At 63.1% G+C, this 25,042-nt stretch carries 24 protein-coding genes and 1 pseudogene; 14 read left to right on the top strand and 11 right to left on the bottom strand.

Features of this window, described 5'->3' with window-relative positions; genetic code table 11:
- Positions 1-25 precede the first annotated feature (25 nt).
- The 5 genes from ACMHLQ_RS21795 to dusB all read right to left on the bottom strand — a co-directional run bounded on the left by ACMHLQ_RS21795 (position 26) and on the right by dusB (position 7,203).
- Entirely contained in the window at positions 26-1,438 is a 1,413-nt protein-coding gene (locus tag ACMHLQ_RS21795) for a sigma-54-dependent transcriptional regulator (protein ID WP_415402764.1), read from the bottom strand.
- The gene (locus ACMHLQ_RS21790; protein ID WP_415405332.1) at positions 1,435-3,642 is read right to left on the bottom strand and encodes an ATP-binding protein; all 2,208 of its coding nucleotides are present in this window, start codon (positions 3,640-3,642) and stop codon (positions 1,435-1,437) included. Before ACMHLQ_RS21790 ends, ACMHLQ_RS21795 begins: the two co-directional genes overlap by 4 nt.
- Positions 3,643-3,772: 130 nt before the next feature.
- The gene (locus ACMHLQ_RS21785) at positions 3,773-5,134 is read right to left on the bottom strand and encodes a response regulator (protein WP_415402763.1); all 1,362 of its coding nucleotides are present in this window, start codon (positions 5,132-5,134) and stop codon (positions 3,773-3,775) included.
- Between the two features lie 3 nt (positions 5,135-5,137).
- Positions 5,138-6,226, bottom strand: coding sequence for a two-component system sensor histidine kinase NtrB (locus ACMHLQ_RS21780; protein ID WP_415402762.1), 1,089 nt, complete (start codon positions 6,224-6,226; stop codon positions 5,138-5,140).
- Positions 6,223-7,203 carry a tRNA dihydrouridine synthase DusB gene (gene dusB, locus ACMHLQ_RS21775; RefSeq protein WP_415402761.1) on the bottom strand — a complete coding sequence of 327 codons (981 nt, stop codon included), beginning with the start codon at positions 7,201-7,203 and terminating at the stop codon, positions 6,223-6,225. Before dusB ends, ACMHLQ_RS21780 begins: the two co-directional genes overlap by 4 nt.
- 186 nt (positions 7,204-7,389) lie before the next feature.
- Between dusB and ispD the strand changes: the two genes are divergently transcribed.
- The 5 genes from ispD to ACMHLQ_RS21750 all read left to right on the top strand — a co-directional run bounded on the left by ispD (position 7,390) and on the right by ACMHLQ_RS21750 (position 10,838).
- The gene (ispD, locus tag ACMHLQ_RS21770; RefSeq protein WP_415402760.1) at positions 7,390-8,055 is read left to right on the top strand and encodes a 2-C-methyl-D-erythritol 4-phosphate cytidylyltransferase; all 666 of its coding nucleotides are present in this window, start codon (positions 7,390-7,392) and stop codon (positions 8,053-8,055) included.
- Entirely contained in the window at positions 8,045-8,524 is a 480-nt protein-coding gene (gene ispF / locus ACMHLQ_RS21765; protein WP_415402759.1) for a 2-C-methyl-D-erythritol 2,4-cyclodiphosphate synthase, read from the top strand. Before ispD ends, ispF begins: the two co-directional genes overlap by 11 nt.
- Positions 8,521-9,015 carry a phosphatidylglycerophosphatase A gene (locus ACMHLQ_RS21760; RefSeq protein ID WP_415402758.1) on the top strand — a complete coding sequence of 165 codons (495 nt, stop codon included), beginning with the start codon at positions 8,521-8,523 and terminating at the stop codon, positions 9,013-9,015. The genes ispF and ACMHLQ_RS21760 overlap by 4 nt, the downstream gene beginning before the upstream one ends.
- Positions 9,012-9,485: a CinA family protein gene (locus ACMHLQ_RS21755; protein ID WP_415402757.1), complete on the top strand. Its 474-nt coding sequence runs from the start codon at positions 9,012-9,014 to the stop codon at positions 9,483-9,485. Before ACMHLQ_RS21760 ends, ACMHLQ_RS21755 begins: the two co-directional genes overlap by 4 nt.
- Before the next feature lie 171 nt (positions 9,486-9,656).
- Positions 9,657-10,838, top strand: coding sequence for an ammonium transporter (locus ACMHLQ_RS21750; protein WP_415402756.1), 1,182 nt, complete (start codon positions 9,657-9,659; stop codon positions 10,836-10,838).
- Positions 10,839-10,891: 53 nt separating this feature from the next.
- Here the strand turns inward: ACMHLQ_RS21750 and ACMHLQ_RS21745 are convergent, their stop codons facing one another.
- Both ACMHLQ_RS21745 and ACMHLQ_RS21740 read right to left on the bottom strand, forming a co-directional pair.
- Positions 10,892-12,199, bottom strand: a complete 1,308-nt coding sequence (locus ACMHLQ_RS21745; RefSeq protein WP_415402755.1) for an MmgE/PrpD family protein — start codon at positions 12,197-12,199, stop codon at positions 10,892-10,894.
- A gap of 37 nt (positions 12,200-12,236) precedes the next feature.
- Positions 12,237-12,686: a type II toxin-antitoxin system RatA family toxin gene (locus ACMHLQ_RS21740; protein ID WP_415402754.1), complete on the bottom strand. Its 450-nt coding sequence runs from the start codon at positions 12,684-12,686 to the stop codon at positions 12,237-12,239.
- Positions 12,687-12,761: 75 nt separating this feature from the next.
- On the opposite strand from ACMHLQ_RS21740, the gene hpt reads away from it, so the two are divergent.
- The 3 genes from hpt (at position 12,762) to ACMHLQ_RS21725 (ending at position 14,860) form a co-directional block, all read left to right on the top strand.
- Entirely contained in the window at positions 12,762-13,298 is a 537-nt protein-coding gene (hpt, locus tag ACMHLQ_RS21735) for a hypoxanthine phosphoribosyltransferase (RefSeq protein WP_415402753.1), read from the top strand.
- Between the two features lie 194 nt (positions 13,299-13,492).
- Positions 13,493-13,963 carry a c-type cytochrome gene (locus ACMHLQ_RS21730; protein ID WP_415402752.1) on the top strand — a complete coding sequence of 157 codons (471 nt, stop codon included), beginning with the start codon at positions 13,493-13,495 and terminating at the stop codon, positions 13,961-13,963.
- 3 nt (positions 13,964-13,966) lie between these two features.
- Positions 13,967-14,860 carry a c-type cytochrome gene (locus tag ACMHLQ_RS21725; RefSeq protein WP_415402751.1) on the top strand — a complete coding sequence of 298 codons (894 nt, stop codon included), beginning with the start codon at positions 13,967-13,969 and terminating at the stop codon, positions 14,858-14,860.
- Here the strand turns inward: ACMHLQ_RS21725 and lipA are convergent.
- The 3 genes and pseudogenes from lipA to ACMHLQ_RS21710 form a co-directional block, all read right to left on the bottom strand.
- Entirely contained in the window at positions 14,857-15,816 is a 960-nt protein-coding gene (gene lipA, locus ACMHLQ_RS21720; protein WP_415402750.1) for a lipoyl synthase, read from the bottom strand. The two genes, ACMHLQ_RS21725 and lipA, sit on opposite strands and share 4 nt — an antisense overlap.
- 84 nt (positions 15,817-15,900) lie before the next feature.
- Positions 15,901-16,482: a hypothetical protein gene (locus ACMHLQ_RS21715; RefSeq protein ID WP_415402749.1), complete on the bottom strand. Its 582-nt coding sequence runs from the start codon at positions 16,480-16,482 to the stop codon at positions 15,901-15,903.
- 168 nt (positions 16,483-16,650) lie between these two features.
- Positions 16,651-17,791, bottom strand: a pseudogene (locus tag ACMHLQ_RS21710) (DUF6456 domain-containing protein).
- A 264-nt stretch (positions 17,792-18,055) separates the two neighbouring features.
- Between ACMHLQ_RS21710 and ACMHLQ_RS21705 the strand changes: the two are divergent.
- Positions 18,056-18,355, top strand: a complete 300-nt coding sequence (locus tag ACMHLQ_RS21705; RefSeq protein ID WP_415402748.1) for a DUF6477 family protein — start codon at positions 18,056-18,058, stop codon at positions 18,353-18,355.
- Between the two features lie 2 nt (positions 18,356-18,357).
- Here the strand turns inward: ACMHLQ_RS21705 and ACMHLQ_RS21700 are convergent, their stop codons facing one another.
- Positions 18,358-19,902 (bottom strand): trimethylamine methyltransferase family protein, encoded by a 1,545-nt coding sequence (locus ACMHLQ_RS21700; protein ID WP_415402747.1) that lies wholly within the window; start codon positions 19,900-19,902, stop codon positions 18,358-18,360.
- Between the two features lie 204 nt (positions 19,903-20,106).
- Between ACMHLQ_RS21700 and guaA the strand changes: the two genes are divergently transcribed.
- The 5 genes from guaA to ACMHLQ_RS21675 all read left to right on the top strand — a co-directional run bounded on the left by guaA (position 20,107) and on the right by ACMHLQ_RS21675 (position 25,008).
- Complete coding sequence (gene guaA, locus ACMHLQ_RS21695; RefSeq protein ID WP_415402745.1) at positions 20,107-21,681, top strand: glutamine-hydrolyzing GMP synthase; 1,575 nt, start codon at positions 20,107-20,109, stop codon at positions 21,679-21,681.
- A gap of 73 nt (positions 21,682-21,754) precedes the next feature.
- Positions 21,755-22,435 (top strand): hypothetical protein, encoded by a 681-nt coding sequence (locus ACMHLQ_RS21690; protein WP_415402744.1) that lies wholly within the window; start codon positions 21,755-21,757, stop codon positions 22,433-22,435.
- Complete coding sequence (locus tag ACMHLQ_RS21685; protein WP_415402743.1) at positions 22,432-22,710, top strand: putative quinol monooxygenase; 279 nt, start codon at positions 22,432-22,434, stop codon at positions 22,708-22,710. The genes ACMHLQ_RS21690 and ACMHLQ_RS21685 overlap by 4 nt, the downstream gene beginning before the upstream one ends.
- A gap of 26 nt (positions 22,711-22,736) precedes the next feature.
- Positions 22,737-23,576, top strand: a complete 840-nt coding sequence (locus ACMHLQ_RS21680) for a DMT family transporter (RefSeq protein WP_415405331.1) — start codon at positions 22,737-22,739, stop codon at positions 23,574-23,576.
- Between the two features lie 148 nt (positions 23,577-23,724).
- Positions 23,725-25,008 carry a hypothetical protein gene (locus tag ACMHLQ_RS21675; protein ID WP_415402742.1) on the top strand — a complete coding sequence of 428 codons (1,284 nt, stop codon included), beginning with the start codon at positions 23,725-23,727 and terminating at the stop codon, positions 25,006-25,008.
- Positions 25,009-25,042 lie beyond the last annotated feature (34 nt).

Raw genomic sequence — 25,042 nt, 5'->3', positions numbered from 1 at the left:
AGCCGGAAACTGCGCCAGTTTCCGACTAGCTGGCTTCTGCCTCTGCCTCGTCCAGATGAGCGACGCGCGCCCCCGCCTTCGACGATGTCACCACCCCGAGCGACTTCAGCTTGCGATGCAGCGCCGAGCGTTCCATCCCGACAAAATTCGCCGTGCGGCTGATATTGCCGCCAAAGCGGTTGATCTGGGTCAGCAGGTATTCACGCTCGAACGCCTCGCGGGCCTCGCGCAGGGGCAGCGTCGCCAGCGCGCCAGAGAGCACCACGCGCCCTTCTTCATCGCTGGGCTCTTCCGAGCTGGGCAGTTCGCGCGCCTCGATAGGCCCTGTGCCATCGCCAAGGATCAGCACGCGTTCGACCATGTTCTTGAGCTGGCGCACGTTTCCCGGCCAGACCATGGTTTGCAGCAATGCGGCCGCATCCTCGCTCAACGCGCGCATGGGCAGACCCTGGGCGCTGTTGAATTCCTCGACAAAGTGGCTTGCCAGCACCGGGATGTCCTCGCGCCGCTCTTCGAGGCTCGGCACCGCAATCGGCACCACGTTCAGCCGGTGGTAAAGCTCCTGGCGGAAGGTTTCGGCGGCAATCGCCTCTTCCAGATCGCGGTTGGTGGACGAGATCACGCGCAGATCCACGCGCACCTTGTCGCTGCCCCCGACCCGCTGGAATTGCTGGTCCACCAGCACGCGCAGGATCTTGGATTGGGTGCCCACCGGCATGTCCGCCACTTCGTCAAAATAGATCACGCCGCCATGGGCCTGTTCCAACAGCCCCGGCTCTACCCCACGTTCGGGGGTCTCGCGGCCAAACAGGACCTCTTCCATGCTTTCAGGGGCGACGCTGGCGCAGTTCACGGTGACAAAGGGGGCATCGGCCCGGTTGGATTTGGCGTGGATGTAGCGGGCCGCGACCTCTTTGCCCGACCCGGCCGGGCCCGTCAGCATCACGCGCCCATTGGACTTGGTGACCTTGTCGAGCTGCGAGATCAGCGCGCGGAAGCTGGCCGAGCCACCCACCATCTTGGATTGCGCGGCCTCGGGGCGGCGCAGGCTCTGGTTCTCGCGGCGCAGGCGCGAGGTTTCCATGGCGCGCCGGATCACCACGAGCAGCTGGTCGATGTTGAAGGGCTTTTCAATGAAGTCATAGGCCCCCTGCTTGATCGCCGCCACCGCGATTTCGATGTTGCCGTGCCCCGAGATGATGACGACCGGCACATCCGGGTTGTCGCGTTTCACCGCCTTGAGGATATCGATGCCGTCCATCCGGCTGTCCTTGAGCCAGATGTCGAGGATCATCAGCGCCGGTTCCGCCGTGTTGATGGCGTTCATCGCGTCGTCTGAATTGCCTGCCAGCCGGGTGGCATAGCCTTCGTCTTCCAGAATATCCGAGATCAGTTCCCGAATGTCGCGTTCATCATCTACGATCAAGATATCGCTCATACCGCTTGCTCCTGCTCAACTGAGACCGGGGCCAGGGGCAGCGTGATCACTGCCTTGGCGCCGAAATGGGTTTGGCCCGCAAAGGGGGCCGCGTCATCGAGGGTCAAGGTGCCCCCGTGTTCTTCGATGATCTTCTTGACGATGGGCAGGCCGAGGCCCGTGCCTTCGTCGCGTGTGGTGACATAGGGTTCGAACAGGCGCGCCCGGTCTTCAGGCAGGCCGACGCCGTTGTCTGAAATGGTGATGACGGCCCCTGTGGGCCCGGTCTGCATCGCCACTTCGATCCTGGGGGTGTGTCCGTCAGGAACCATGCCCTTTTTATACAAGGATTCAATTGCTTCGCCCGCGTTCTTCACAAGGTTCGTGAGCGCCTGAGACAGCATGGTCGCATCAACATCGCCCAGAACGGGCTGGTCGGGCAGCGCATCCGCAATATACACATCCGGCTGGCCAGAGCGTTGCAGGACCACCGCGTCGCGCACGATGGACACCAGATCATGGCTTTGCCTGTCGGGTTCGGGCATGCGCGCAAATTTGGAGAATTCATCGACGATGCGCCGCAAGTCACCTGTCTGGCGCACGATCACGTCCGTCATCTGTTCGAGGCTGTCGCTGTCCTCGCCCAGCTTGGGGGCGAATTTGCGTTTGATCCGTTCCGCGGACAGCTGAATCGGGGTCAGCGGGTTCTTGATCTCGTGTGCGATGCGGCGCGCCACGTCGCCCCAGGCGGCCATGCGCTGCGCGCTGACCAGATCGGTGACATCATCAAAGGCCAGCACATAGCCCTCCAGCCGCCCATCCTCGTTGCGCCGTGTCGCCATGCGCACCAGCAGGTTTTCCAGCCGCCCGTTGCGGGTGACCTTGACCTCGCCCTGCGCGACCTGCTGCGGGCTGGCGCGCAAAAGCGCGAACAGGGCTGCAAATTCGGGCACGGCGACCGAGAGCGGCACGGATTCGCGATCCTCTTGCCAATCGAGCAGGCGCGCGCCCGCGCGGTTCACGAAGGTCACCTTGCCCGATGGGTCCACACCCACCACGCCGGATGTGACCGAGCTGAGCACCGAGTCAAACAGCCTGCGGCGGCGTTCGATCTGTTGGGTGTTGTCCAGCAGGGTCTGGCGTTGCCCCTTGAGCTGTTTGGTCATCTGGTTGAAGTAGCGCCCGAGCATGGCGATTTCGTCGTCGCCCTCTTCCTCGCGCACCTGCACGTCGAGGTCACCTGCCCCAACACGCTGCGCCGCCCCGGTCAGACGCCCCACGGGGCCTGACAGGCGTTCGGCAAACCACAGGCCCAGCCAGACGGCGGCCAGGATCAGGATCACGGCAAAGCCGAGATAAAGCACACCGTATTGGAACAGCACCCTGCCGCGCTCGCTCTCCAATTGCTGGTAGAGCCGGATCGTCTCTTGCGTTTCATCAAGCAGCGACAGGATTTCGCCATCCACATCGCGGCTGACATAGAGGAACCGATCCACGTAGCTGGCCAGCGGCACCAGCGCGCGGAATTCGTTGTTGGGCCAGTCCTGGATAACCAGCCCGCCCGTTTCGACGGCCTGTTCGATCAGATCGGTCGAGGGGCGTTCGAAATCAAAGAGGTAAGAGCGGGCACCGCGCGCGCGCAATTCGCCCGTGCCGTCGATCAGGTAGGCCTCGCGCAGGCCGCGCTGCACCTGCACCTGTCCGTCGGTCAACACCGTGCGGTCGCCCACGGGCTGTGCGGCGCGCACGTCGTCGATGTAACGGGCCAGCGCGCGGGCGTCGGTGATCAGGTCCTCGCGCTGTTCGGATTCGTAGGCCTCTGCCGCGGCCAGAGAGGCCCCCACAACGCGGCTGACACGATCCGAAAACCACCCCTCGAGCCCGATATTGATGGTGAGCCCGGCAAAAACGGCGACCGTGACCGTCGGAATCAGGGCCAGCAGGGCAAAGACCCCCGTCAGGCGCAGGTGCAGCCGCGAGCCTGCGGATTTGGCCCGCCGCGCCGCGATCAGCCGCCCGATCTGGGACAGGACCAGCGCGGCCACAACCAGCACATAGACAAGGTCGGTCAGCAGCACGAGGCGCAGCGACAGCGCGCTTGCCCCGAGATCGAGCGGGCCAAGCACAAGGAAGGTGATCAGCGCCAGGACCGGGCCAAGCACAACCAGCCCAAGCGTGGCGGCATTGCGCAAACGCTTGCGCCGACGCAGTCGCGAAAAGGTCATCCACCAGCTGGTGCGTGTCCCAGATGCCACGTGGCACGTCCTCGATGATGTGGCACTTGCGTACCATTACCGCCATATCCAGTGGTCGACTGCGCCATGCGGCGCGGAAGCCACGGGTTGTGTGGCAGTATTACATCAATTTGCGACGGCGTGTCACCTCAATATCCAAATCGGTAATTTTCTTGCGCAACGTATTTCGGTTGATGCCGAGCAGATCGGCGCATTTGGCCTGATTTCCGCCTGTTGCGTCCAATGCGATCTCGATCAGGGGCGCTTCGACCTCGCGCAGGATGCGCTGGTAGAGGCCGGGGGGTGGCAACATATTGCCATGCAAATCGAAGTAGCGCTTGAGATGGCGCGCGACGGAGGCACCCAGCTTTTCCGTATCGCCGGCACTGCGGATCGGTTCGAGTTCGGGTTGGCTGCCCAGCACCTGTTCGACTTCACCCGCCGAGATTTCCATGGCGCGGCTGGTCAGCCCAAGCCGGCGCACCGCATTTTCAAGTTGGCGCACGTTGCCCGGCCAGCTGTAGGTGCGGAAGATTTCCGCGGCCGCTTCGGACAGTACGCGGCGCGCCTGCCCCGTCTTTTCCACGCGCACAAGGAAGTGTTCGGCCAGCAGCGGGATGTCATCGACCCGTTCGCGCAAGGCGGGCACATTCAGCGTGGCCCCGGACAGGCGGTAATAGAGATCCTTGCGGACCTGTCCCGCCTCCATCGCCGCCGTGAGGTCGGTCTGCGAGGTCGCCAGAAAGCGCGGCACATATTCGCCCGGCGTGTCCATCATGCGCACGATACGGGCCTGGATTTCTTCGGGGATATCGCCGATTTCGTCGATCAGCAGCGTGCCCCCCTTGACCCGCGCCAGCACGCGCGCAGGCCCTTCGAGGTCTTGCAGCTCTGCCGCCGTCACGGTCACGAAGGGCAGCGTGCGGCGGTCGGAAAAGTCGTGGATCGCGCGGGCAATCAGGGATTTGCCTGTCCCGCTTTCGCCCCAGATCAGCACAGGCAGATCGGTGTTCATCACACGCGCCACGACGCGGTAAAGCGCCTGCATGATCGCGGTGCGCCCCACCAGCGGCAACTCGTCGGGCCGGTCGTCTTCCTCGACACGCACGGGGCTGTGGGCCTTGGCCTCGAGCGCTTTGGCAGTGCGTTTCATCAGGTCCGGCAGATCGAAGGGCTTGGGGAGGTAGTCATAGGCCTCGGCCTCGGCGGCCTGGATCGCCGTCATGATCGTGTTCTGCGCCGAGATCACGATCACCGGCAGGCCGGGACGGTCCTGGCTGATCTTGGGCAACATCTCGAGCCCGTTGCCATCGGGCATCATCACATCCGAGATCACCACATCGCCTTTGCCCTCGCCCACCCAGCGCATCAGCGTGGTCAGGCTGGACGTCGCGTGCACCTTGCACCCCGCCCGCGTGAGGGCCTGGGTCAGAACAGTGCGGATCGTGCGGTCGTCATCAGCGACGAGTACGGTGCCATCCATGTGTTAATCCTCTTTTTGAGCGGCGATCAGGGCGGATTTCGGGGCGCGGGGAAGCGACAAGCGGAACACGGTCTTGCCGGGGACGGACGTGACCGAAATCCAGCCGTCGTGATCCGAGATGATCTTGGAAACCAGCGCGAGGCCAAGGCCGGTGCCGTTTTCCTTGCCCGACACGAAAGGGTCAAAGATGTCGGCGGCAATGCCATTGGGCAGGCCCGGACCGTCGTCGATGATTTCGATTTGGAGGGGCAGTGACTGGCCCGACCCATCCGCACGGCGCAGGCGGAAGGAGTGTTCGAAATAGCTGTGCAACCGGATCGTGCCGCCCGTGTCACCGGCGGCTTCGGAGGCGTTCTTGAGCAGGTTCAGCACCACTTGCAGCAATTGGTCGGGATCGCCGTAGGACAGCGGCAGCGAGGGATCGTAATCTTCGATGATGTTCATCTGCGCGCCAAAGCCCAGCAGCGCCGAGCGGCGCGCGCGGTCAAGCACATCGTGGATGTTGACGGGCCGCAGGTCGGGCGGCGACAGGTTGCCAAACTGCTCCACCTGCTCGAGCAGTTTGACGATACGGCGGCTTTCTTCAACGATTAGGTCTGTGAGTTCAAGGTCTTCTGGAGCGAGGTTCATGCTGAGAAGCTGTGCCGCACCCGTGATCCCGGCGAGCGGGTTCTTGATCTCGTGTGCGAGCATTTCGGCCATGCCGATGGCGGATTTGGCTGCGGACTTGACCGAATGGTTCTGCGTCATCCGCCCCGCCAGTTCGCGCGGCGAGATCATCAGCACCATATGCTCCGGCGCGCCCACAAGTGGGGCGATCTGCAACGCGCATTGCAGCGGCGCGCGCTGGCCATTGCCCACGTCCACATCGTTCACGAACAGCGGCGTGCCGTTCTTGCGCGCCCGTGCGAGGCTGTCCTCAAGCGGGGCATCTACGGCGAGTTGATCCCAGAGCGGCATGCCGCGCATCGTTTTGACCGACGAGTTGAAGAACCCCTCGGCCGCCGAGTTGATATCCACGATATCGTCACCTGGCCCGATCACGATGGTCGGCACCGGCAACGAGGCCCAAAGATCCCCGACCCCGGTCATGCAGCTGCCATGCCGGATTGAGGCGTCAGGGCGCGCGGCAACAGATCCAGCGTCGCCTTGGGCGTCTTGGCCGTCAGCACGGCGCGGCGCATGTCAGGGCCGGTTTGCGCCGTGTCCATGAACCAGCCCAGATGCTTGCGCGCGACCCGCAGCCCCAACACATCACCGTAGAACCGCAGCATTTCGGTATAGTGTTCCATCACAAGGTCGATCAGGTCCTGCCCCGTCGGGATCTGTGGTGCGGGCGTGCCGTAAAGCGCATGCGCCACCTCGGCCAGCAGCCAGGGCTTGCCTTGCGCGCCGCGCCCGATCATCACACCATCCGCGCCGGACAGGTGCAGGGCTGTGCGGGCAGTGCTGGCGTCAACGATGTCGCCATTGGCGATGACGGGGATGCGCACCGCATCCTTGACTGCGCGGATGGCGGCCCAGTCGGCGCGGCCCTTGTAAAACTGGCAGCGTGTGCGCCCGTGGATGACGATCTGACGGATGCCTGCGGCTTCGGCCCGCGCCGCGATCTGGGGCGCGTTCATCATGGCGTCATCCCAGCCCAGCCGGGTTTTCAGCGTCACGGGGATATCGACCGCGTTCACTACCGCCTCGATCAACGTCAGTGCGTGGTCGGGGTCGCGCATCAGGGCCGAGCCGGAATAGCCCTGCGTCACCTTCTTGGCCGGGCAGCCCATGTTGATGTCGATCACCTGCGCGCCCTGCCCTGCGACCATTCTGGCCGCCTCGGCCATCGGGGCGGCCTCGCGTCCGGCCAACTGGACAGCAGTGCCCGCAGCGCCAAGGCCCAGCTCCGCCTTTTCCCGGCTGCCGGGGCGCGCGTTCAGCATGTCGTGGCTCGCCACCATCTCGGACACCACCATACCCGCGCCAAAGCGCGCAACGAGGGTGCGAAACGGCAGATCGGTGATTCCGGCCATGGGGGCCAGCATCACGGGGGCCGTCATATCGAGGGGGCCAGTGGCCATGGATGCGTGCCTAATCCTTGTGCGTTTCATTTGAGCTATAGCAGTGTTTGACCTTTCTCAATCAATGCAAATGCATTCACTGCCATGGCTTAGGGTATATGCCTGTTTTTTGTGCACACCGGACCCGCCATGGACAGGCAGGACACGAAGGCCTAGAGGTTTCGCCATGATATGGGCACAGCCGACATGACAACTGCCGCAGCCGTAATCGTTGCTGCCGGGCGTGGCCAGCGCGCTGGTGGCGAGTTGCCCAAGCAGTGGCAGATGCTGGCCGATACGCCCATCCTTGCGCACACTCTTGCCGCCTTTCGCGTCCATCCCGGCATTGGTCAGATCGTGCTGGTGCTGCACCGCGATGACGCAGACCGGGCCGGGCCCTTTGTCGATGCGCGGACGGTGATTGCGTGGGGCGGCGCGGATCGCGCAGCCTCGGTGCGCAGCGGGCTGGAGGCGGTGCAGGGCATGGACAGGGTGCTGATCCACGACGTCGCCCGTCCGCTTGTCAGCGCGCAGACGATCTCGGACGTGCTGGAGGCGCTCGAGTCGCACCAGGGCGCGGCCCCTGCATTGGCGGTGACGGATGCCCTGTGGACCGGGAATAATGGCCGGGTCACCGGCACGCAGGACCGCACCGGCCTTTACCGTGCGCAGACGCCGCAGGGCTTTCATCTCGGCGCGATCCGGGACGCGCATGCCGCCCATCCGGGCGGTGCGGCGGATGATGTCGAGGTGGCGCGCGCATTCGGTCTGGACGTCGCCATCGTGCCGGGCGACGAAGACAATCTGAAAATCACACTGCCGGGCGACTTTGCGCGCGCGGAGCGAATCCTGCGGGGGCGAGATGGACATTAGGCTGGGCAATGGGTTTGACGTGCATGCGTTTGGGCCGGGCGATCATGTGACCCTGTGCGGTGTAAAGGTGCCTCACGATGCCGGGCTGGTCGGCCATTCGGATGCGGATGTGGGCATGCACACGGTGACGGACGCCATCTATGGTGCCCTGGCGCGCGGTGACATTGGCCAGCACTTTCCGCCCTCTGACCCGCAATGGAAGGGGGCGGAAAGCCACATTTTCCTGCGCCATGCCTGCGCCCTGGCCCGCGAGATGGGGTTCGAGATTTCCAATGTGGATTGCACGCTGATTTGCGAGTTCCCAAAGGTCGGGCCCCATGCGGCGCAAATGCGCACCGTCATGGCAGAGATCATGGAACTGGACGAAGACCGCGTATCGGTAAAGGCGACGACATCGGAACGTCTGGGCTTTACCGGTCGGGGCGAAGGCATCGCCTGCATTGCGACCGCCGCGCTGGTGCGCCCATGATCGCGCGCATGATCGGCACAGTGGGCGGGGTCGGCTATCTGCGCCCTGCCCCCGGGACCTGGGGATCGGCCGCTGCGCTGCCACTGGCATGGGCAGTGCATGTTGTCGCCGGGTTTCCAGCGCTGGCCATACTGTGCCTTGCGCTGTTTGCCGCCGGGTGGTGGGCCACGGCGCAGATGACGGCGGGGCAAAGTGATCATGATCCCTCGGAAATCGTTGTGGACGAAGTGGTTGGCCAGTGGATTGCGCTCGCCCCGATCCTCTATGTGGGGTGGTCGCCGGGCCTTGATGGTTTGGTGATGTGGCCCGGTTGGATTGCCGCCTTTGTCCTGTTTCGCCTGTTTGACATCTGGAAGCCCTGGCTTGTTGGCTGGGCGGACCGGCGTGGTGATGCGCTGGGTGTGATGCTGGATGACGTGATTGCAGGCGTGTTTGCTGCCATCGGCGTGATCCTGTTAGCCGGGCTGTATCACGGGGTACTGGCAAGATGAGCGTCGCCGTGGAAGTCCTTGATCTGGCGAAGGAACGCGGGATCATGATCGCCACAGCAGAGAGCTGTACAGGCGGCATGGTCGCGGCGGCCCTAACCGATATCCCCGGCTCGTCCGCCGTGGTCGAACGCGGGTTCGTGACCTACACCAACATAGCCAAGATCGAGATGTTGGGCGTGTCGCCCGCCACATTGGACGCCCACGGCGCGGTCAGCGAAGAAGTCGCGGCGGAGATGGCCGCGGGTGCGCTGGCCCACGCGCCGGTGCAACTGGCCGTGTCGATCACCGGGATTGCGGGCCCCGGCGGGTCCGAGTTCAAACCCGAGGGCCGCGTTTGTTTTGGGGTTGCGGACGCGGTGCAAACGCATGTGGAAACCGTGGAGTTCGGGGCCCAAGGCCGCGACGCCGTGCGCGTCGCCGCGCGCGATCATGCGCTGACACTGTTGCGGGATCGTCTGCTGGGTCGTTGAGCACACAACTTCTCAAGTCGCTCATAAATTAATCAACAGACGCACAAAACCGCCCACTTCTTAACCTCTTTTGGTTTTGACTGATTAATTGGCGTCCCTATACGCCATTGCCTCTTTTTTCCGCAGGCGCACTCCGCCACTGCCACCTCCAAACAAAAACCGGAGGGGACAATGAACGGAGCCGATACAGCCTGGATCATCGTGGCAACTGCACTGGTGCTGCTGATGACACTGCCAGGGCTTGCACTTTTCTACGGGGGCCTTGTGCGCGCCCGCAACGTGCTGAGCGTTTTCATGCACTGCTATGCGATTGCCTGTTTGATGAGCATCTTGTGGTTCGTCGCGGGCTATTCCATCGCATTTGGCGGCGGGGGCAGCGGATTTTGGGGCGGCCTCGACAAATTGCTGCTGAGCGGTGTGACGGCGGACAGCCTGTCGGGCACATTGCCCGAAATCCTGTTCTTTGCCTTTCAGATGACATTTGCCATCATCACGCCCGCGCTGATCGTCGGGGCCTATGTGGAGCGGATCGGCTTTGGCTTTGTTCTGCTCTTCTCGGCCCTTTGGATGCTGTTGTGCTATGCGCCGGTGGTGCATTGGGTCTGGGGCGGCGGGATGCTGGCCGATGGTGGCATTTTTGGCGAGACAGGCGTGCGCGATTTTGCGGGCGGTATCGTGGTGCACGAAACGGCCGGAATTGCGGCGCTGGTGCTGGCCGTATTCCTGGGCGCGCGCAAGAACCAGAACGTGCCACCGCACAACCCGGGCATGGTGATGATGGGTGCGGCCCTGCTGTGGGTCGGTTGGTTCGGCTTTAACGGCGGCTCGCAACTGGCGGCTGATGGCGGCGCGGCGATGGCACTGACCGTCACGCATATCTCTGCCGCGACCGCCTCGCTCACCTGGGCACTTTGGGAGCGGATCAAGTTCGGCAAGGCCTCACTGGTCGGCATGGTCACCGGCACGATTGCGGGTCTCGCCTCGATCACGCCTGCCAGCGGATTTGTCGGCCCTGTCGAGGCACTGATTATCGGCGCGGTCGCAGGTGTGCTTTGTCAGGAGGCGGTCAACGTGATCCGCAACACGCTCAAGATCGACGACACGCTGGATGTGTTCGCGGTCCACGGTGTGGGCGGCATTTTCGGCACCATCATGATCGCGGTCTTTGGCGCCGGCGCATGGGCGGCACAGCTGGGATCGCTGGTGATCGTGGGGGTCTACACATTGGTTGTCAGTGTCGTGCTGGTCTTGGTCGTGCGTGCGATCACGCCACTGCGCGTGGATCAGGACACCGAAGAACAGGGTCTGGACCTGATCGTCCATGGCGAGCGCGGATACGATATCAGCAGCTGACCCAGACCAAGACCAAGTTTTTGCGCGGGCCCCCAGTGTGGGGCCCGTTTGCGTCAGTCGCCGCGCAACACCGTGCCAAGCGCGTCGAGGTCAACGCCACCTTGGGCATGGACGGCGCGCCACAGGACGTCCGTCTGATCCGCACCGATCAGGGCCGTGGCCTTGGCCCGGATGCGCGATTGCCGCTCGGCCAGGGGTGCGGCCTGCGCCAGATCGTGCGTCGTTGCGTGGCTGTCCCGACCCGCCTCGATGCGCACGGAGGCTTGTGTATCGCTGAGTGTGGCATCGCCCCTGACCTGGACAGCGTCCCGCAGGGCGACAACATCGGGGGCGAGGATCACATCCGGTTCAAACGCCAGATCCGTGTTGAGCGGACGGCCCAGCAGCGCCAGCGCCGCTGTCGCGGACAGGCTGAACTTGGCCTCGAGCCGGGTCTGGGGTGCGGGGATCGCGCACACGTCGAGCCAACGGGGGTGAACGGCAATCTCGATCCGCTCGACGGCGGCTGGTGAGATCTGGTCGCGCAAGGCCAGCACCGCCTCGATCGCGGCGTGGGTGCCGTGGCAGCAGGCGTGATACTTGTGGCTGACATTGGGAAAGAGGTAGTCGGCATGCTCAAATGCGGACATGTCCCCTGTCCCGTGATGGGTCGCGCCAAAGCCAAACGGGCCGCCGAGCACTTCTTGCGCGCCCTCCACACCGACAACGGCGGCCTGCACGGCCTCGACAGCGCCCGCAGCCGCCATGCCGGCGTGATAGGGTTTGCCCATGGTTCCGAACTGCACCTTGAGGCCAGCGGCGCGCGTGGCGGCCAGACCGATGGCGCTGCACGCCTCTTGCATGTCGAGATCGAAGATCGCGGTCCCGGCCACCGCTGCGCCGATGATGCCGGACGTGGCCGTCTGGTGAAAGCCGACTTCGTAATGCGCGCGCCCCAGCCAGAGGCCGGTGCGAATGGACGTCTCGGCCCCCACAAGGGCCGCGCGCAGGAACATGTCGCCATCCCCCTCGCCCTGGTGTTCGGCCATGGCAAGTGCTGCCGAGACGATCACCGCGCTCGGGTGGCCGATATGGGCAAAATGCGTGTCGTCGAAATCAAGCGCATGGGCGGCAGTGCCGTTGACCATCGCCGCGCCGCGCATGGGCAAACGCGTGGCACGCCCGACGACAGAAGCGGTCGGGTGGCCGCCATTCTCCATCTCGACATGGTTGACGGCCTGCGTCACGGGTTCGAGCCGCCCGGCAATGGCCACAGCCGCCCAATCCACAACCGACAAGCGCATCACGTCGAGCGCGGCGTCCGTCACCGCACTGCTGAACACATCCGCGGACATGCGGGCGAGTATGGGGGTGACTGTCATTCCTGCCTCCAAGCCTTTGGGCGGCAGACTGGCACAGTCAGGCTTGGGAATACAGCGCCGCCGCGCGGCGTTCAAAGGCGCGCACGATGCGCTGCATCGCCTCGTTGAAGACCACGCCGATGATGCCCTGAAGGATCGCGTTCTTGAATTCGAAATCCACGAAGAACGACACCTCGCACCCGCCCGGCGCATCCGTGAAGGCCCAGTTGGATTTCATGTAGCGAAAGGGCCCGTCGAGGTATTCGGTGTCGATCTTGTGCGCCTCGGGCCACAGCACGACCAGGCTGCCAAAGCGTTCGCGGAACACCTTGAAGCTGATCACGAGGTCCGCCTCCATCACGTCGTGATCACCTTTGGGCGTGACCTTGCGCACCCGCGCCGCCGCACACCACGGCAGAAACTGCGGATAGGCGGACACATCGGCCACGAGGTCATACATTTGCTGGGCCGTGTACGGCAGGAAGCGGGTTTCGGAATGGGTGGGCATTGGGTTAGGAAGGACCTCGTGGGAACTGTTGCGCACGGATGTGTCGCGAACGGGGGTGAAATCAAGGGGATGCCTATGCCGCAGCGGCCATATGTCATAGACAAGATGATCTCGGCCAAGGCGATTGCCGCCCGGATCGAGGACCTGTGCGGCGAAATCAAGGCCGAGTTTACAGACACGGACAAGCTGGTTGTGGTGGGTCTGTTGCGCGGATCCTTCGTGTTCATCGCCGATCTGGTGCGCGAGCTGGACTTGCCCATCGAGGTCGATTTCCTCGAGGCGTCTTCCTATGGCGATGGCATGGAGAGCAGTCGGGAAGTGCGCATTCTCAAGGACTTGCGTGGCACTATTGAAGGGCGCGACGTGCTGGTTGTCGAGGATATCGTCGACACCGGTTACACGATGCACCACGTGATCCGCCTGCTGAAGGGGCGCAATCCGGCCAAGCTGCGCACCATTGCCCTGCTCGACAAACCGACCAAGCGCGAGGTCGAGGTCAAGGCCGACTGGACCGGGTTTGAAATCCCGGATGAATTTGTCGTGGGCTATGGCATCGACTTTGCACAGCGCAACCGCAACCTGCCCTATATCGGCAAGGTCCGCTTTACCTGACCGCGGGCGCCATGCCCGGATTTTGAGCGCACTGCCCGGCCCGATGCGGTGCCTTGCGCCACTGTTCGCCGGTTTGCGCTTGCGCCTGCAGACCTGCGTTGAGCCATGCGCGATATCTGCCATCCTGAACTTGTGACTTTGGCGATGCGCAAATCCGCGCTACGCTTTGGTCATCATTGACAGAGGAGTTTCCCATGACGCGTCTTTTTGGTCTTACCGCGGCCACTGTTGCGATCGCAGCCACTGCATTTGCAGCCAGCCACGCCAACCCTGCCCTCGATGGCGCGGTGAAGGCGCGTGGCGCGCAGATGACGATGATTTCCTATCACACCGGCATGCTCGGCAATATGGCGAAGGGCGATGTGCCCTATGACGCCGCCCTTGCCACAGCCGCTGCGGAAAACCTGGCCGCTGCCGCCGCGATGAAACGCGCAACCCTCTGGATCGAAGGCAGCGAACAGGGCGCCGTTGACGGCTCGCGCGCCAAGGCGGAGATCTGGAGCGATCCTGCAGGTTTCGAGGAAAAGGCCGTCGCCCTTGAGACGGCGGCAGCTGCGATGGTGACAGCGGCGGGCACGGATCTGGAGGCGCTGCGTGCGGCCATGGGCGGTGTCGGCGGCAGTTGCAAAGGATGCCACGAAACCTATCGCGGCCCCAAAAACTAGGCGATGCGCCGTCTGGCCCGATCCCTGATCATCATGGCGATTGTCGGGGGCGCGGTTGGCCTGTTGCTGACCCGCCCCGCACAACTGCCTGCTGACTTTGCGCAGGGCCACGTGCCCGACCCGACCGCCGGTGCCCTGGTCTTTGCCGCCGGGAGCTGCGCGTCATGCCATGTCAGCCCGCAGGCTGAGGGCGAAGGGCCACCCGTGCTGTCCGGCGGCCTGTCCTTTCCAAGTGACTTCGGCACGTTTTATGCGCCCAACATTTCTCCACATCCCGAGGTCGGGATCGGCAGTTGGGATCAGGACACGTTCGCGCGCGCCGTCACCGTGGGCGTGTCGCCGGATGGCGCGCATTACTATCCGGCCTTTCCCTATGGCGCCTATCAGCACATGACCGAAGCGGATGTCGCCGACCTGTTTGCCTATATGCAGACCTTACCGCCGAGCGAGGTGGCCAATATCCCGCATGATGTCGGCTTTCCGTTCAACATCCGGCGCGGGCTGGGCCTGTGGAAACTGGCCTTTGTCCCCGATGGGTTCGTGATGGAGGCGAGCGATCCGGTGCTGGAGCGTGGCCGCTACCTCGCCGAAGGATTGGCCCATTGCGCCGAGTGTCACACACCGCGCAATGCGGTGGGCGGTCTGGACCGCACAGCATGGATGGGGGGCGCGCCGAACCCGTCGGGCAAAGGCACGATCCCCAACATCACCCCCGCCGCACTGGATTGGAGCGCGACCGATCTGGTCGAGTACTTCACGTCCGGGTTCACGCCGGACTATGACAGCGCGGGTGGCGAAATGGCCGAAGTCGTTGAAAACCTGAGCCAATTGCCCCGCGCAGACCGCGAGGCACTGGCCGCTTACGTCAAGGCGCTGCCGCCAGTCGCCAGCCCCTAGGCGCGGCCCAGCTTGGCCTGACGTGCGGCGCGCAGACGGGCAAAATCGTCGCCCGCATGGTAGGACGAGCGCGTGAGCGGCGTCGCGGAGACCATCAGGAACCCTTTGCCATAGGCGGCCTTTTCGTAAGACGCGAATTCCTCGGGCGTCACGAACCGGTCCACGCGGTGGTGTTTCGGCGTGGGCTGCAGGTACTGGCCGATGGTCAGGAAATCGATATCGGCGGCGCGCATGTCTTCCATCACCTGAATGACGGATTGGCGGTCTTCGCCGAGGCCGACCATGATTCCTGACTTGGTGAACATGCTGGGATCAAGTTCCTTGACCCGTTGCAGCAGGCGCAGCGAATGGAAATAGCGGGCGCCGGGGCGCACCTCGGGATAGAGGCCAGGCACGGTTTCGAGGTTGTGGTTGAACACGTCCGGGCGCGCTTCAACAACGACCTCCAACACCTTGGGATCACAGCGAATAAAGTCTGGTGTCAGGATTTCAATCGTGGTGCCCGGGCTGCGGTGACGGATCGCGCGAATGGTCTGGGCAAAGTGATCGGCGCCGCCATCCTCGATATCGTCACGGTCCACCGAGGTGATGACGACGTGGTTCAGCCCCAGCTTTTCAACGGCATGCGCCACGCGCCCCGGCTCGAACGCATCCAGATCTTCGGGCGGTTTGCCGGTGGCGATGTTGCAGAAGGTGCAGGCACGTGTACAGACCTCGCCCATGATCATCATGGTGGCGTGGCCCTGGCTCCAGCATTCGCCCACATTTGGGCATCCGGCCTCTTCGCAGACGGTCACCAGCTTGTTCTCGCGCATGATCCGGGCGGTTTCGGTGTACCCGTCGCCGCCGGGGGCCTTGACCCTGATCCAGTCGGGTTTCTTGGGCTGCGGATTGTCCGGGCGGCGCGCCTTTTCAGGGTGGCGCTGTTCGGGGATTTTCAGATCGCGCGGACTCATCTGCTGTTCCTTTTGGCAATATCCAAGCCTGATGCCTTATCTAGTGATCGCCCGTGCCAATGTCCAATCAGCGCAAGGTCGCACCTAGAACCGGTGACGCAGGCCAAAGACAAAGCCGGTCGAGCCTGCATCCACGTCGAAAATGCCGTAACCGTCAGAGCGGTGGTGCAAGCGGATCAGGGCGCTGCGATCGGGGTGCGCGAGGGGGAATTCGACCTCGGCCATCCAATAGACAAACAGGCGTTGGGACGCGCCGTTGCGGTCGATCTCGACCTGCGGGATTTTGCTGGCATAGGACAGGCCAAGCCCTGCGGCCACGGAACTGATCCCGCGCGTCGTTTCGGGCACGTAGCGCAGTACGACGGGCACGTTCAGTTCAAAGTGATCCTGCCGACCGACATGCGCCAAAAGCTGCGCCTCGACGCCGAATTGGAAGCGGCTGGCGCCAATGGGACGTTCCCAGGACAGCGCGCCACCCAGCATGTAACTGTCTGCAAAGTCGAGCTTTCCGGGGTTGATCGCCTCGTGCCAACTGCCCGTGGTCAAGGTGCCTGCGAGGGCGGAGACAGCCCAGTTGCCGCTTTCGCGCGCCGACGTGGTGGACGGTGTGGTGGTTCCCAGGATCACAGCGATGCAGCACAGCATCGCGCCCAATTGTCGTGCCATGCCTTGTCCTCCGTTCCTTGCCCGATGATGCCCCTTGCCTGTCGTCCTATCGGCAATGCTGCATCACGGGTTTGACCCAGCGCAAGGGGGGCGCAGAATTCGTCGGCACATAAAAAATGGCGCTGCGAGGGAGGGATCGCAGCGCCATTTTCCGAGGATCGGGGGGTGTCAGCCGATCAGGCCGCCCCCTGGTCCCGTCGTCTCGTCATAATGCTGCTTGAGGCGCATGAGGGCGATGCGCAGCACGATCTTGCCCGAGCGCGCCGACCAGCCGAGCCGCTTTTCCGCGCTTTCGAGCCCTTCGAGGTAGCAACAGCAACGCAGCACCACGTCCGACAGGCCGGGGCCCAAATCCTTAAGCGCGTTGGCGACCCGTGCACGCGCATGTTCAGGGCCGTTGCCCACACCGCTGTCCTGGGCAAAGCCGCCGCGCCCGCCCCCGGTCAGGAACCGATCCCAGTTCTGGGCGACCCGCGGGCCCATCTGGGCCAGTTCGAAATCTTCGCGCAACCGCTCACCCGCAGTCACCAGATCGTCGCTGAGGAAGGTGCTGCCATCCTTGTCGCGGCGACGCGCAAGGGCGGTGAGAGGGGATTCGGCGAGGTTGTAGCGCACCTTGCGCGGCTGGCCCGTTTCGTTGTCGCGCACTGTTCGTTCGCCCCACACGCGGTGCTGGTCGGCAAACTCGGCCGGGGCCTCTGCCATGCCCGCGGGGGTCGCCGCCTCTTCACCGTCCATCATTTCGGCGAGGGCCGCGCGCCCGGCAGGCGTGATCTTGTAGCGTGTGATGCGGCCCGCGCGTTCGGCGCTGATCCAGTCCTGAAGCGCCATGGCCTCGGCCACCTTGCGGTCAACCACGGCGGTGCGCGTGCTGGCCCCGCTGGCGCCATCGCGTATCACGACGGCCTTTTCCATATCCACGGCGACGGCCAGAACCGCGCCTGTTTCGCAGAGCCTGCGCAAGATGCGGCGGGCATCACGCGTCAGTGTGGGGGTGTCGGGGCTTTGTTCCTGTGCGGCGGCTTGCATCGGAGAGCGTTCCTTGTGTTGCGAAAATGCGTCCGACGAGATCCTTTTGAACCACGTGCGCACCCAGTTTCCGCAGGATCGCGTCGATCAGTGGATCGTCACGGCGGGTTTCAAATCTGCGGATCTGACGCAAGACGGTCGAGGCATGACACCCGGATTTGCGCGCCAGTTCACGGATCGGCAAACCGGCCTCGGTATGGGCCAGATAGTGCAGCGCAGCATCCGGCACCCAAGCCGGCAATCCCGCAAGCACCGGGTCTGATCGATTGATCTGATGCATGGTGTCGTATCCGTCCTCTTCATGTCAGGCCCCGGGGTCGTAGCGCCACGGTTGTCCACAGGTTTTCCACACAACCTAGAAGTGCATTGGTTACTCGTTCGTTAATATTCGTCGATATGAGCAGCATTGTTTCTAAAAGATAAACAGTTGCTAAACCAACGAACGGCAGCGCCGCAGGCCGCGCAACACCCGTTCAGGTTGTGCCATGGTGATCTTGCGAGATCGATGGGGATCGACCTTGCAAACGCCAAAGGAGCACCGGAAATGAAAGATATTTTGTCGATGTTGAACGCTTTGCGCCGCCCCCGCCTGTTGATGCGGGCGGCCCGAATCGGGGCCGAAGACTACCGTCGCAGCGCGCATCTGCCCCGACTTTTGGGATATGGCAGCCTGCCGCGCCACGGTGCCGCACTGATGCGTCTGATGGAAATCGAGGGCGAATTGAACGCGATGCGCCTTGGGGACGATTCGTCTTACAGCCTGCTGCGCCATATCGACGTGCTGATCGCCATCGTGGGCGAGGCCCGCATTCTGCGCGCCGCCCAGCTTGATCCCGTGGGCTGAGCCTACATGAAGCTGTCTGGCTCGGCCGCCTTCTTCTCGGCCACATAGGCGTTGAGCGCGTCGTTGATGGCCGGATCGAGCGCGGGCTGCTGGTAGTCGCCCAACATCTTCTTGACCCGCGCGCTGGCCAGGGCCTGGGTGTCGCGCGCGCCCTCGTCTTCCCAGGTTTCGAACGGTTTGTAGTCCAGCAGATCGGACTTCCAGAATGACGATTTGAAATTCGCCTGCGTGTGTTCGCAGCCCAGGTAGTGCCCACCGGGGCCCACCTCGCGGATGGCGCCCATGGCTTGGGCGTTTTCGTCCATCTGCACGCCCGCCGCCAGGTGGTGCAACGTGCCTAACTGATCCGCGTCCATCACGAATTTCTCGTAAGAGCTGACGAGCCCGCCTTCCAGCCAGCCGCAGGAATGCAGCATGAAGTTCACGCCTGCGAGCAGCCCCATGTTCAGCGAATTGGCCGTTTCGTAGGCCGCCTGCGCGTCAGGCAGTTTTGAGCCGCAGAACGACCCGGCCGAGCGATAGGGCAGCCCCATGCGCCGCGCCAATTGCCCAGCGCCATAGGTGATATGCGCCGCTTCGGGTGTGCCAAAGGTCGGCGCGCCCGAGTTCATGTCGATCGACGTCACAAAGGCCCCCATGATCACCGGCGCCCCTGCGCGGCAGAGTTGCGAATAGGCGATACCGGCCAGAACCTCGGCCATGACCTGTGTCAGGGTGCCGGCCACCGACACCGGTGCCATGGCCCCGCCCACGATAAAGGGCGAGATGATGCAGGCCTGGTTGGCCTGGGCATAGACCTCAAGCGCGCCCATCATCACATCGTCAAAGGTCATGGGCGAGTTGATGTTGATCAGCGACGTCATCACCGTGTTGTCGGCGACAAAGTCCTTGCCGAACAGGATTTGCGCCATCTCGACAGAATCGCGTGCGCGGCTCGGTTCGGTGACCGAGCCCATGAACGGCTTGTCCGACAGGGTCATGTGGGCAAGCAGCATGTCGAGGTGGCGCTTGTTCACTGCCACGTCCGTGGGTTCGCATACCGTGCCGCCCGAATGGTGCAGCCATTTGGACATGTAGCCCAGCTTCACGAAGTTGCGGAAATCCTCCATCGTCGCATAACGCCGCCCGCCTTCGGCATCCCGCACAAAGGGTGGTCCGTAGACCGGGGCCAGCACGAGATTGTTGCCGCCGATCACAACGGAACGCTCCGGATTGCGCGCATGCTGGGTAAAGCTGCCCGGCGCTGTGGCACATAGCTTCCGCGCCAGCCGGCGCGGAATGCGCACCCGCTCGCCATCAATATCCGCACCCGCATCGGCCCAGCGCTTGAGAGCGGGCGGATTGTCGGGAAAGTTCACGCCGATCTCTTCCAGTACCGTTTCGGCGTTGTGCTCGATGATCTGCAGCGCCTCTTCGGTCAGCACTTCGAAATTTGGGATGTTGCGCTCGATGAACTTGGCGGTCTCGAACGACACCGCGCTGCGCTCGGCCCGGCGCGCCGCGCCACCACCACCACGGCTCCGTCTGCGTGCTGCTGCCTCGGCCATCGCTGATCCCCTCATCCATCTCGACTGGTGGAGTGGTGATTACCCCATCCCCCACATACAAACGCGCAGTTAGCGCCATAAGAGGGAAAAAAGCGACATTCGGGCGTTTGCCTCCTTCTCTGTTCCAAAAAAATCCCGGGGGTGTGGGGGCTGGCCCCCGCTCCTGCGCTTGCCACCGGCACAGGTGCCGCCTATTGCACACCTATGACAGACCAGACCCATGACCGCCTCTTGATCATCGACTTTGGCAGCCAGGTGACGCAGCTGATCGCGCGCCGCCTGCGCGAGCTGAACGTCTACTGCGAAATCCACCCTTATCAGAATGTCACGCCGGAATTCGTGACGCAGATGGCACCCCGGGCCGTGATCCTGTCGGGCGGGCCTGACAGTGTTGTGCGCCCCGGCTCGCCCCGTGCGCCCGAAGGGTTGTTCGAGATGGGCCTACCCGTGCTGGGCATCTGCTATGGCCAGCAGGTGATGATGCAGCAACTGGGCGGTCTGGTCGAAGGCGGCAAGATTTCCGGCGGTGGCGGCACAGCCGAGTTCGGGCGCGCCTTTGTCACGCCAAAGGCGAACCTCGCATTGCTCGATGGCTGGTTCGAGGCCGGGGATGAGCAGGTCTGGATGAGCCACGGCGATCACGTCTCCAAACTCGCACCGGGTTTCGAGGTTTTCGGAACCTCCCCCAATGCACCCTTTGCCGTTACGGCCGACACGTCCCGCAATTTCTACGCCGTCCAGTTCCACCCCGAAGTGCACCACACCCCCAAGGGCGCGAAACTGTACGAGAATTTCATCAAGCTGGCCGGGTTCAAAGGCGACTGGACCATGGGCGCCTACCGCGAAGAGATGATCGCCAATATCCGCGATCAGGTGGGCGACAAAAAGGTGATCTGTGCCCTGTCCGGCGGTGTCGACAGCTCGGTCGCTGCGATCCTGATCCATGAGGCGATTGGCGAGAACCTGACGTGCGTCTTTGTCGATCACGGCTTGCTGCGCAAGAACGAGGCCGAGGAAGTCGTGGGCATGTTCCGCGACAACTATAACCTCAAGCTGATCCACGCGGATGAAAGCGATCTGTTCCTGGGCGAGCTTGACGGCGTTGCCGACCCCGAGACCAAGCGCAAGATCATTGGCCGCCTCTTCATCGACGTGTTCCAGAAATACGCCGATCAGGTCGAGGGGGCAGAGTTTCTGGCCCAGGGCACGCTTTACCCCGACGTCATCGAATCGGTGTCGTTCAGCGGCGGGCCTTCGGTCACCATCAAATCGCACCACAATGTCGGCGGCCTGCCGGAAAAGATGGGCCTCAAGCTGGTCGAACCCCTGCGCGAGTTGTTCAAGGACGAAGTACGCGCATTGGGTCGCGAACTTGGCCTGCCCACATCCTTCATTGGTCGCCACCCCTTCCCCGGCCCCGGCCTAGCCATCCGGTGCCCGGGCGAGATCACGCGCCCCAAGCTGGAGATTTTGCGCGAGGCCGACGCCGTCTATATCGACCAGATCCGCAAACACGGGCTTTATGATGACATCTGGCAAGCCTTTGTGGCGATCCTGCCGGTGCGCACGGTTGGCGTGATGGGCGACGGACGCACCTATGACTACGCCTGCGCCCTGCGCGCCGTGACGTCTGTGGATGGCATGACGGCGGACTATTACCCGTTCACCCATGATTTCCTGGGCGAGACAGCCACGCGCATCATCAACGAGGTGCCAGGCATCAACCGTGTCACCTACGACATCACCTCCAAACCTCCGGGCACCATCGAATGGGAGTGAGGATGGATACCAACGGGGCACAAGCGATCCGCATCCCGACACCCACAGCAAGTGCCTGACCATGAAACGGCCCATGATCCAGTTGATGGATGATGACAGCATGCGCATCCAGATGGTCGAAGCCGCTGGGGATTACGCGCTGGTGGCCTTTACCGGCATTGGCCATTCGCTGGGCGGGCTGGCCGTGCAAAGGCCCGAGTTTCTCAGCCTCTGCTCTTTGGGCAAGGTGTTGTGGGTGACGGACAAGAAGCGGACCTGGGGCAACGGGATCGACATCGACCAGATGGTGAGCACCATTGCCGAGGCGACATGCGGCAAAACCGTCTTTGCCATCGGCAACTCTATGGGCGGTTTTCTGGCCATCCTCATGTCGCGCCTGATCGGCGCGCGCCGTGTGCTCGCCTTTTCCCCGCAATGGTCCGTCAGCCCCGACATTGTCCCGGACGAAACCCGCTGGGCCGAGTTCACCCGGCACATCGCCCATTTCCACTACCCCGACCTGTCAGAGGCTTTCGCCGATGACTGTCACTACGCCGTCATCTGCGGCGACCACCCCAAGGAACAACTGCACACGCAGTTCTTCAATGCCCATCGCAGCGACACGGTCGAAGTGCACGAGTTGCTGGGCGAGACCCACAACGTGGCGCTGGCCTTGAAGGAGCGCGGCATATTGGGCCGCATGTTGATCGACTACTTCAACGGGGCCATACCGCTCGACCAGTTCTTTGACAGCCACGGAGTGATACGGACATGACGGTAACGCTGACAGGCACCCTGCGCTGTGCAACCCCCGACGAGGCGGAGCGCGTCGTCGCCGCATTGCCCGAGCATATCGCACTGACGCGTGCGGAACCGGGCTGTATCTCATTCGAGGTGACGCCCACCGACGATCCACTGATCTGGGCCGTGGCCGAAGAGTTCACGGACCCCGCTGCATTCGAGTCGCATCAGGCGCGCGCTGGCGCATCACCTTGGGCGCAGCAGACCCGCGGCATTGCGCGCGACTATACTGTGACGGGCATGCCGTGAGCCCGGTCCTCAAGGCCGCGCTCTGGATGAGCGGATCTATCGCGTCTTTCTCTGTCATGGCCGTGGCCGGGCGCGAGGTGTCGCACAGCCTCGATACGTTCGAGATCATGATGTATCGCAGCGTGGTTGGTGTGGTTGTCGTCTGCGTGCTCATGGCCATGACGGGCACGTGGCGCAGCGTTCAAACCGCGCGGATCAAGACACACCTGTTGCGCAACGTCGCCCATTTCACCGGCCAGAACCTCTGGTTCTACGCCGTCACGGTCATCCCGCTTGCCCAGGTCTTTGCACTGGAATTCACCTCGCCCATCTGGGTCATCGTCCTCAGCCCCCTGATCCTGGGGGAACGGCTGACGCCGGTGCGCGCGCTGGCGGCCATCATGGGTTTTGTCGGCATCCTGATCGTAGCGCGCCCGGACATGGAAGGAATCAATGCGGGCGTCATCACCGCCGCCTCCTCGGCCATCTTCTTTGCGCTGACGATCATGTTAACCAAACGGCTGACGCGACACGAAGGGATCACATCCATCCTCTTCTGGCTCACCGCGATGCAATTGGTGATGGGGGTCGTTATGGCAGGCTATGACGGAGACATCGCCTTGCCCGACGCCCAGACCGGCCCTTGGGTGTTCCTGATCGGCTGTGCGGGCCTGTTGGCGCATTATTGCCTGACGAATGCCCTGTCGATTGCCCCCGCCACAGTCGTGGTGCCCATCGATTTCATCCGGCTGCCGACCATCGCCGTCATCGGCATGCTCGTATACGGAGAAGTGATTGATATCTGGGTATTTGTCGGCGCTCTGGTCATTTTCACAGGCAATTACATCAACATCTGGGTTGAGACACGGGGTTCCAAAGCGCTGTGACCCGAAAGTCACAAAAATATGACGCTCCGTCATATGGGCTGTACTGCCCTAGGGTCATTATTGACGCAGCACCCTTGAAAATCGCTTATTACTGCCCAACGCGCACCCACTCAACGTTATGTTAAGCGCGCTTTTGGGAGGAAGTACCATGAAAACCCGCGTTCTCGCGGCGACAGCGGTGTTGCTGTCGACCACATCCGCTTACGCTGCCGGGCTTGACCGCTCGTTCCAGGGCGTCTCTGCCATCTTTGCTGACGACAACACAGCAAGCCTGAGCTTTGCCCATGTCAGCCCCAGCGTCACCGGCACCGACGCGCTTGGCGGCAGCTATGATGTCGGCCGCAGCTACGAGCAGACATCGCTGAGCTTTACCAAGCAGGTCAGCGACAACTTCACGCTCGCGTTCATCACCGACCAGCCCTATGGCGCGGATGTCTTTTACAACGACGATCCAGCCACAAGCACGCTGGGCGGCACCGCTGCCGACCTGTCGAGCGAAGCCTACAAGATCGTCGGCAAGTACCAGTTCACACCGCGCTTCAGCGTCTTCGGCGGCCTTCAGGCACAAACCGTGCGCGCAAGCGTGAACCTGAACGGCCAAGCGTACCGCAACGCGATCCCGGTGGCAGGCGTCACACGCGGATTTAACGCAGGCTTGCCCGCAGGCGTACCTGAATTGTCCTCGGCAACACTGGGTGCAGCCCTGACTGGTAACGTCGCAGCGGTGACAGCCATCGAGACGACATATGGTGCAGGCACCACAGCCGCACTTGGCGGTCAAGTCGTGGGCCTTCAAAGTGCTTTCGATGCCGACAACGGCTATTCCTACAGCCAGGACAGCCAGACTGAATATGGCTGGCTGATCGGTGCGGCTTACGAAATTCCGGATATCGCCCTGCGTCTTGCCGTCACATATCACTCCGAGATCGAATACACGGCCAACACGACCGAACAAATTCTTGGCAACACCGTGTTCGGCACAGTCGACTACGTCACGCCCGAAGCCTTCAACATCGACTTCCAGACCGGTATCGCCAAGGACACGCTGTTGCTGGCCAGCTACCGCTGGACCGAGTTTGAATCGGTTGATCTGATCCCTGTCGGGCTTGGCTCTGACCTTGTGAACCTCGACGACGGCCACCGCTACACGCTGGGTGTGGGTCGCCGGTTCAGCGATGCGTTCTCCGGGTCCCTGACCCTGTCCTATGAGCCCGAAGGCGACGACGATCTCGTCTCGCCGCTGGGGCCAACCGATGGTCTGTTCGGTATCTCGCTGGGTGGCCGCTATACCAAGGACAACATGGTTGTCTCGGGTGGCATCAACTACTCGTGGCTCGGCGATGCGCGCCCCGAAGTGGGTGGTCAGCCGGTAGCCTCCTTCACCGACAACTCCTCGCTGGCGGTTGGGTTCAAGGTCGACTTCACCTTCTGAGCCATCAGAGAAATGAGTTTTGGAACCCCGCCCC

Source organism: Tateyamaria algicola (assembly GCF_047715485.1).
GTDB lineage: Bacteria > Pseudomonadota > Alphaproteobacteria > Rhodobacterales > Rhodobacteraceae > Tateyamaria.
Note: the sequence above shows the minus strand (reverse complement) of the source record. Positions and strands in the feature narration are given on the sequence as shown.

Coding starts and splice junctions, on each gene's coding strand:
- ACMHLQ_RS21690 (WP_415402744.1), top strand. CDS start 21,755: ATGATCCAGTTGATGGATGATGACAGCATGCGCATCCAGATGGTCGAA.
- ACMHLQ_RS21785 (WP_415402763.1), bottom strand. CDS start 5,134: ATGGATGGCACCGTACTCGTCGCTGATGACGACCGCACGATCCGCACT.
- ispF (WP_415402759.1), top strand. CDS start 8,045: ATGGACATTAGGCTGGGCAATGGGTTTGACGTGCATGCGTTTGGGCCG.
- ACMHLQ_RS21750 (WP_415402756.1), top strand. CDS start 9,657: ATGAACGGAGCCGATACAGCCTGGATCATCGTGGCAACTGCACTGGTG.
- ACMHLQ_RS21680 (WP_415405331.1), top strand. CDS start 22,737: ATGAGCGGATCTATCGCGTCTTTCTCTGTCATGGCCGTGGCCGGGCGC.
- ACMHLQ_RS21745 (WP_415402755.1), bottom strand. CDS start 12,199: ATGACAGTCACCCCCATACTCGCCCGCATGTCCGCGGATGTGTTCAGC.
- ACMHLQ_RS21715 (WP_415402749.1), bottom strand. CDS start 16,482: ATGGCACGACAATTGGGCGCGATGCTGTGCTGCATCGCTGTGATCCTG.
- ACMHLQ_RS21700 (WP_415402747.1), bottom strand. CDS start 19,902: ATGGCCGAGGCAGCAGCACGCAGACGGAGCCGTGGTGGTGGTGGCGCG.
- guaA (WP_415402745.1), top strand. CDS start 20,107: ATGACAGACCAGACCCATGACCGCCTCTTGATCATCGACTTTGGCAGC.
- ACMHLQ_RS21780 (WP_415402762.1), bottom strand. CDS start 6,226: ATGACCGGGGTCGGGGATCTTTGGGCCTCGTTGCCGGTGCCGACCATC.
- ACMHLQ_RS21760 (WP_415402758.1), top strand. CDS start 8,521: ATGATCGCGCGCATGATCGGCACAGTGGGCGGGGTCGGCTATCTGCGC.
- ACMHLQ_RS21705 (WP_415402748.1), top strand. CDS start 18,056: ATGAAAGATATTTTGTCGATGTTGAACGCTTTGCGCCGCCCCCGCCTG.
- lipA (WP_415402750.1), bottom strand. CDS start 15,816: ATGAGTCCGCGCGATCTGAAAATCCCCGAACAGCGCCACCCTGAAAAG.
- dusB (WP_415402761.1), bottom strand. CDS start 7,203: ATGGCCACTGGCCCCCTCGATATGACGGCCCCCGTGATGCTGGCCCCC.
- ACMHLQ_RS21675 (WP_415402742.1), top strand. CDS start 23,725: ATGAAAACCCGCGTTCTCGCGGCGACAGCGGTGTTGCTGTCGACCACA.
- hpt (WP_415402753.1), top strand. CDS start 12,762: ATGCCGCAGCGGCCATATGTCATAGACAAGATGATCTCGGCCAAGGCG.
- ispD (WP_415402760.1), top strand. CDS start 7,390: ATGACAACTGCCGCAGCCGTAATCGTTGCTGCCGGGCGTGGCCAGCGC.
- ACMHLQ_RS21730 (WP_415402752.1), top strand. CDS start 13,493: ATGACGCGTCTTTTTGGTCTTACCGCGGCCACTGTTGCGATCGCAGCC.
- ACMHLQ_RS21725 (WP_415402751.1), top strand. CDS start 13,967: ATGCGCCGTCTGGCCCGATCCCTGATCATCATGGCGATTGTCGGGGGC.
- ACMHLQ_RS21685 (WP_415402743.1), top strand. CDS start 22,432: ATGACGGTAACGCTGACAGGCACCCTGCGCTGTGCAACCCCCGACGAG.
- ACMHLQ_RS21795 (WP_415402764.1), bottom strand. CDS start 1,438: ATGAGCGATATCTTGATCGTAGATGATGAACGCGACATTCGGGAACTG.
- ACMHLQ_RS21755 (WP_415402757.1), top strand. CDS start 9,012: ATGAGCGTCGCCGTGGAAGTCCTTGATCTGGCGAAGGAACGCGGGATC.
- ACMHLQ_RS21790 (WP_415405332.1), bottom strand. CDS start 3,642: ATGACCTTTTCGCGACTGCGTCGGCGCAAGCGTTTGCGCAATGCCGCC.
- ACMHLQ_RS21740 (WP_415402754.1), bottom strand. CDS start 12,686: ATGCCCACCCATTCCGAAACCCGCTTCCTGCCGTACACGGCCCAGCAA.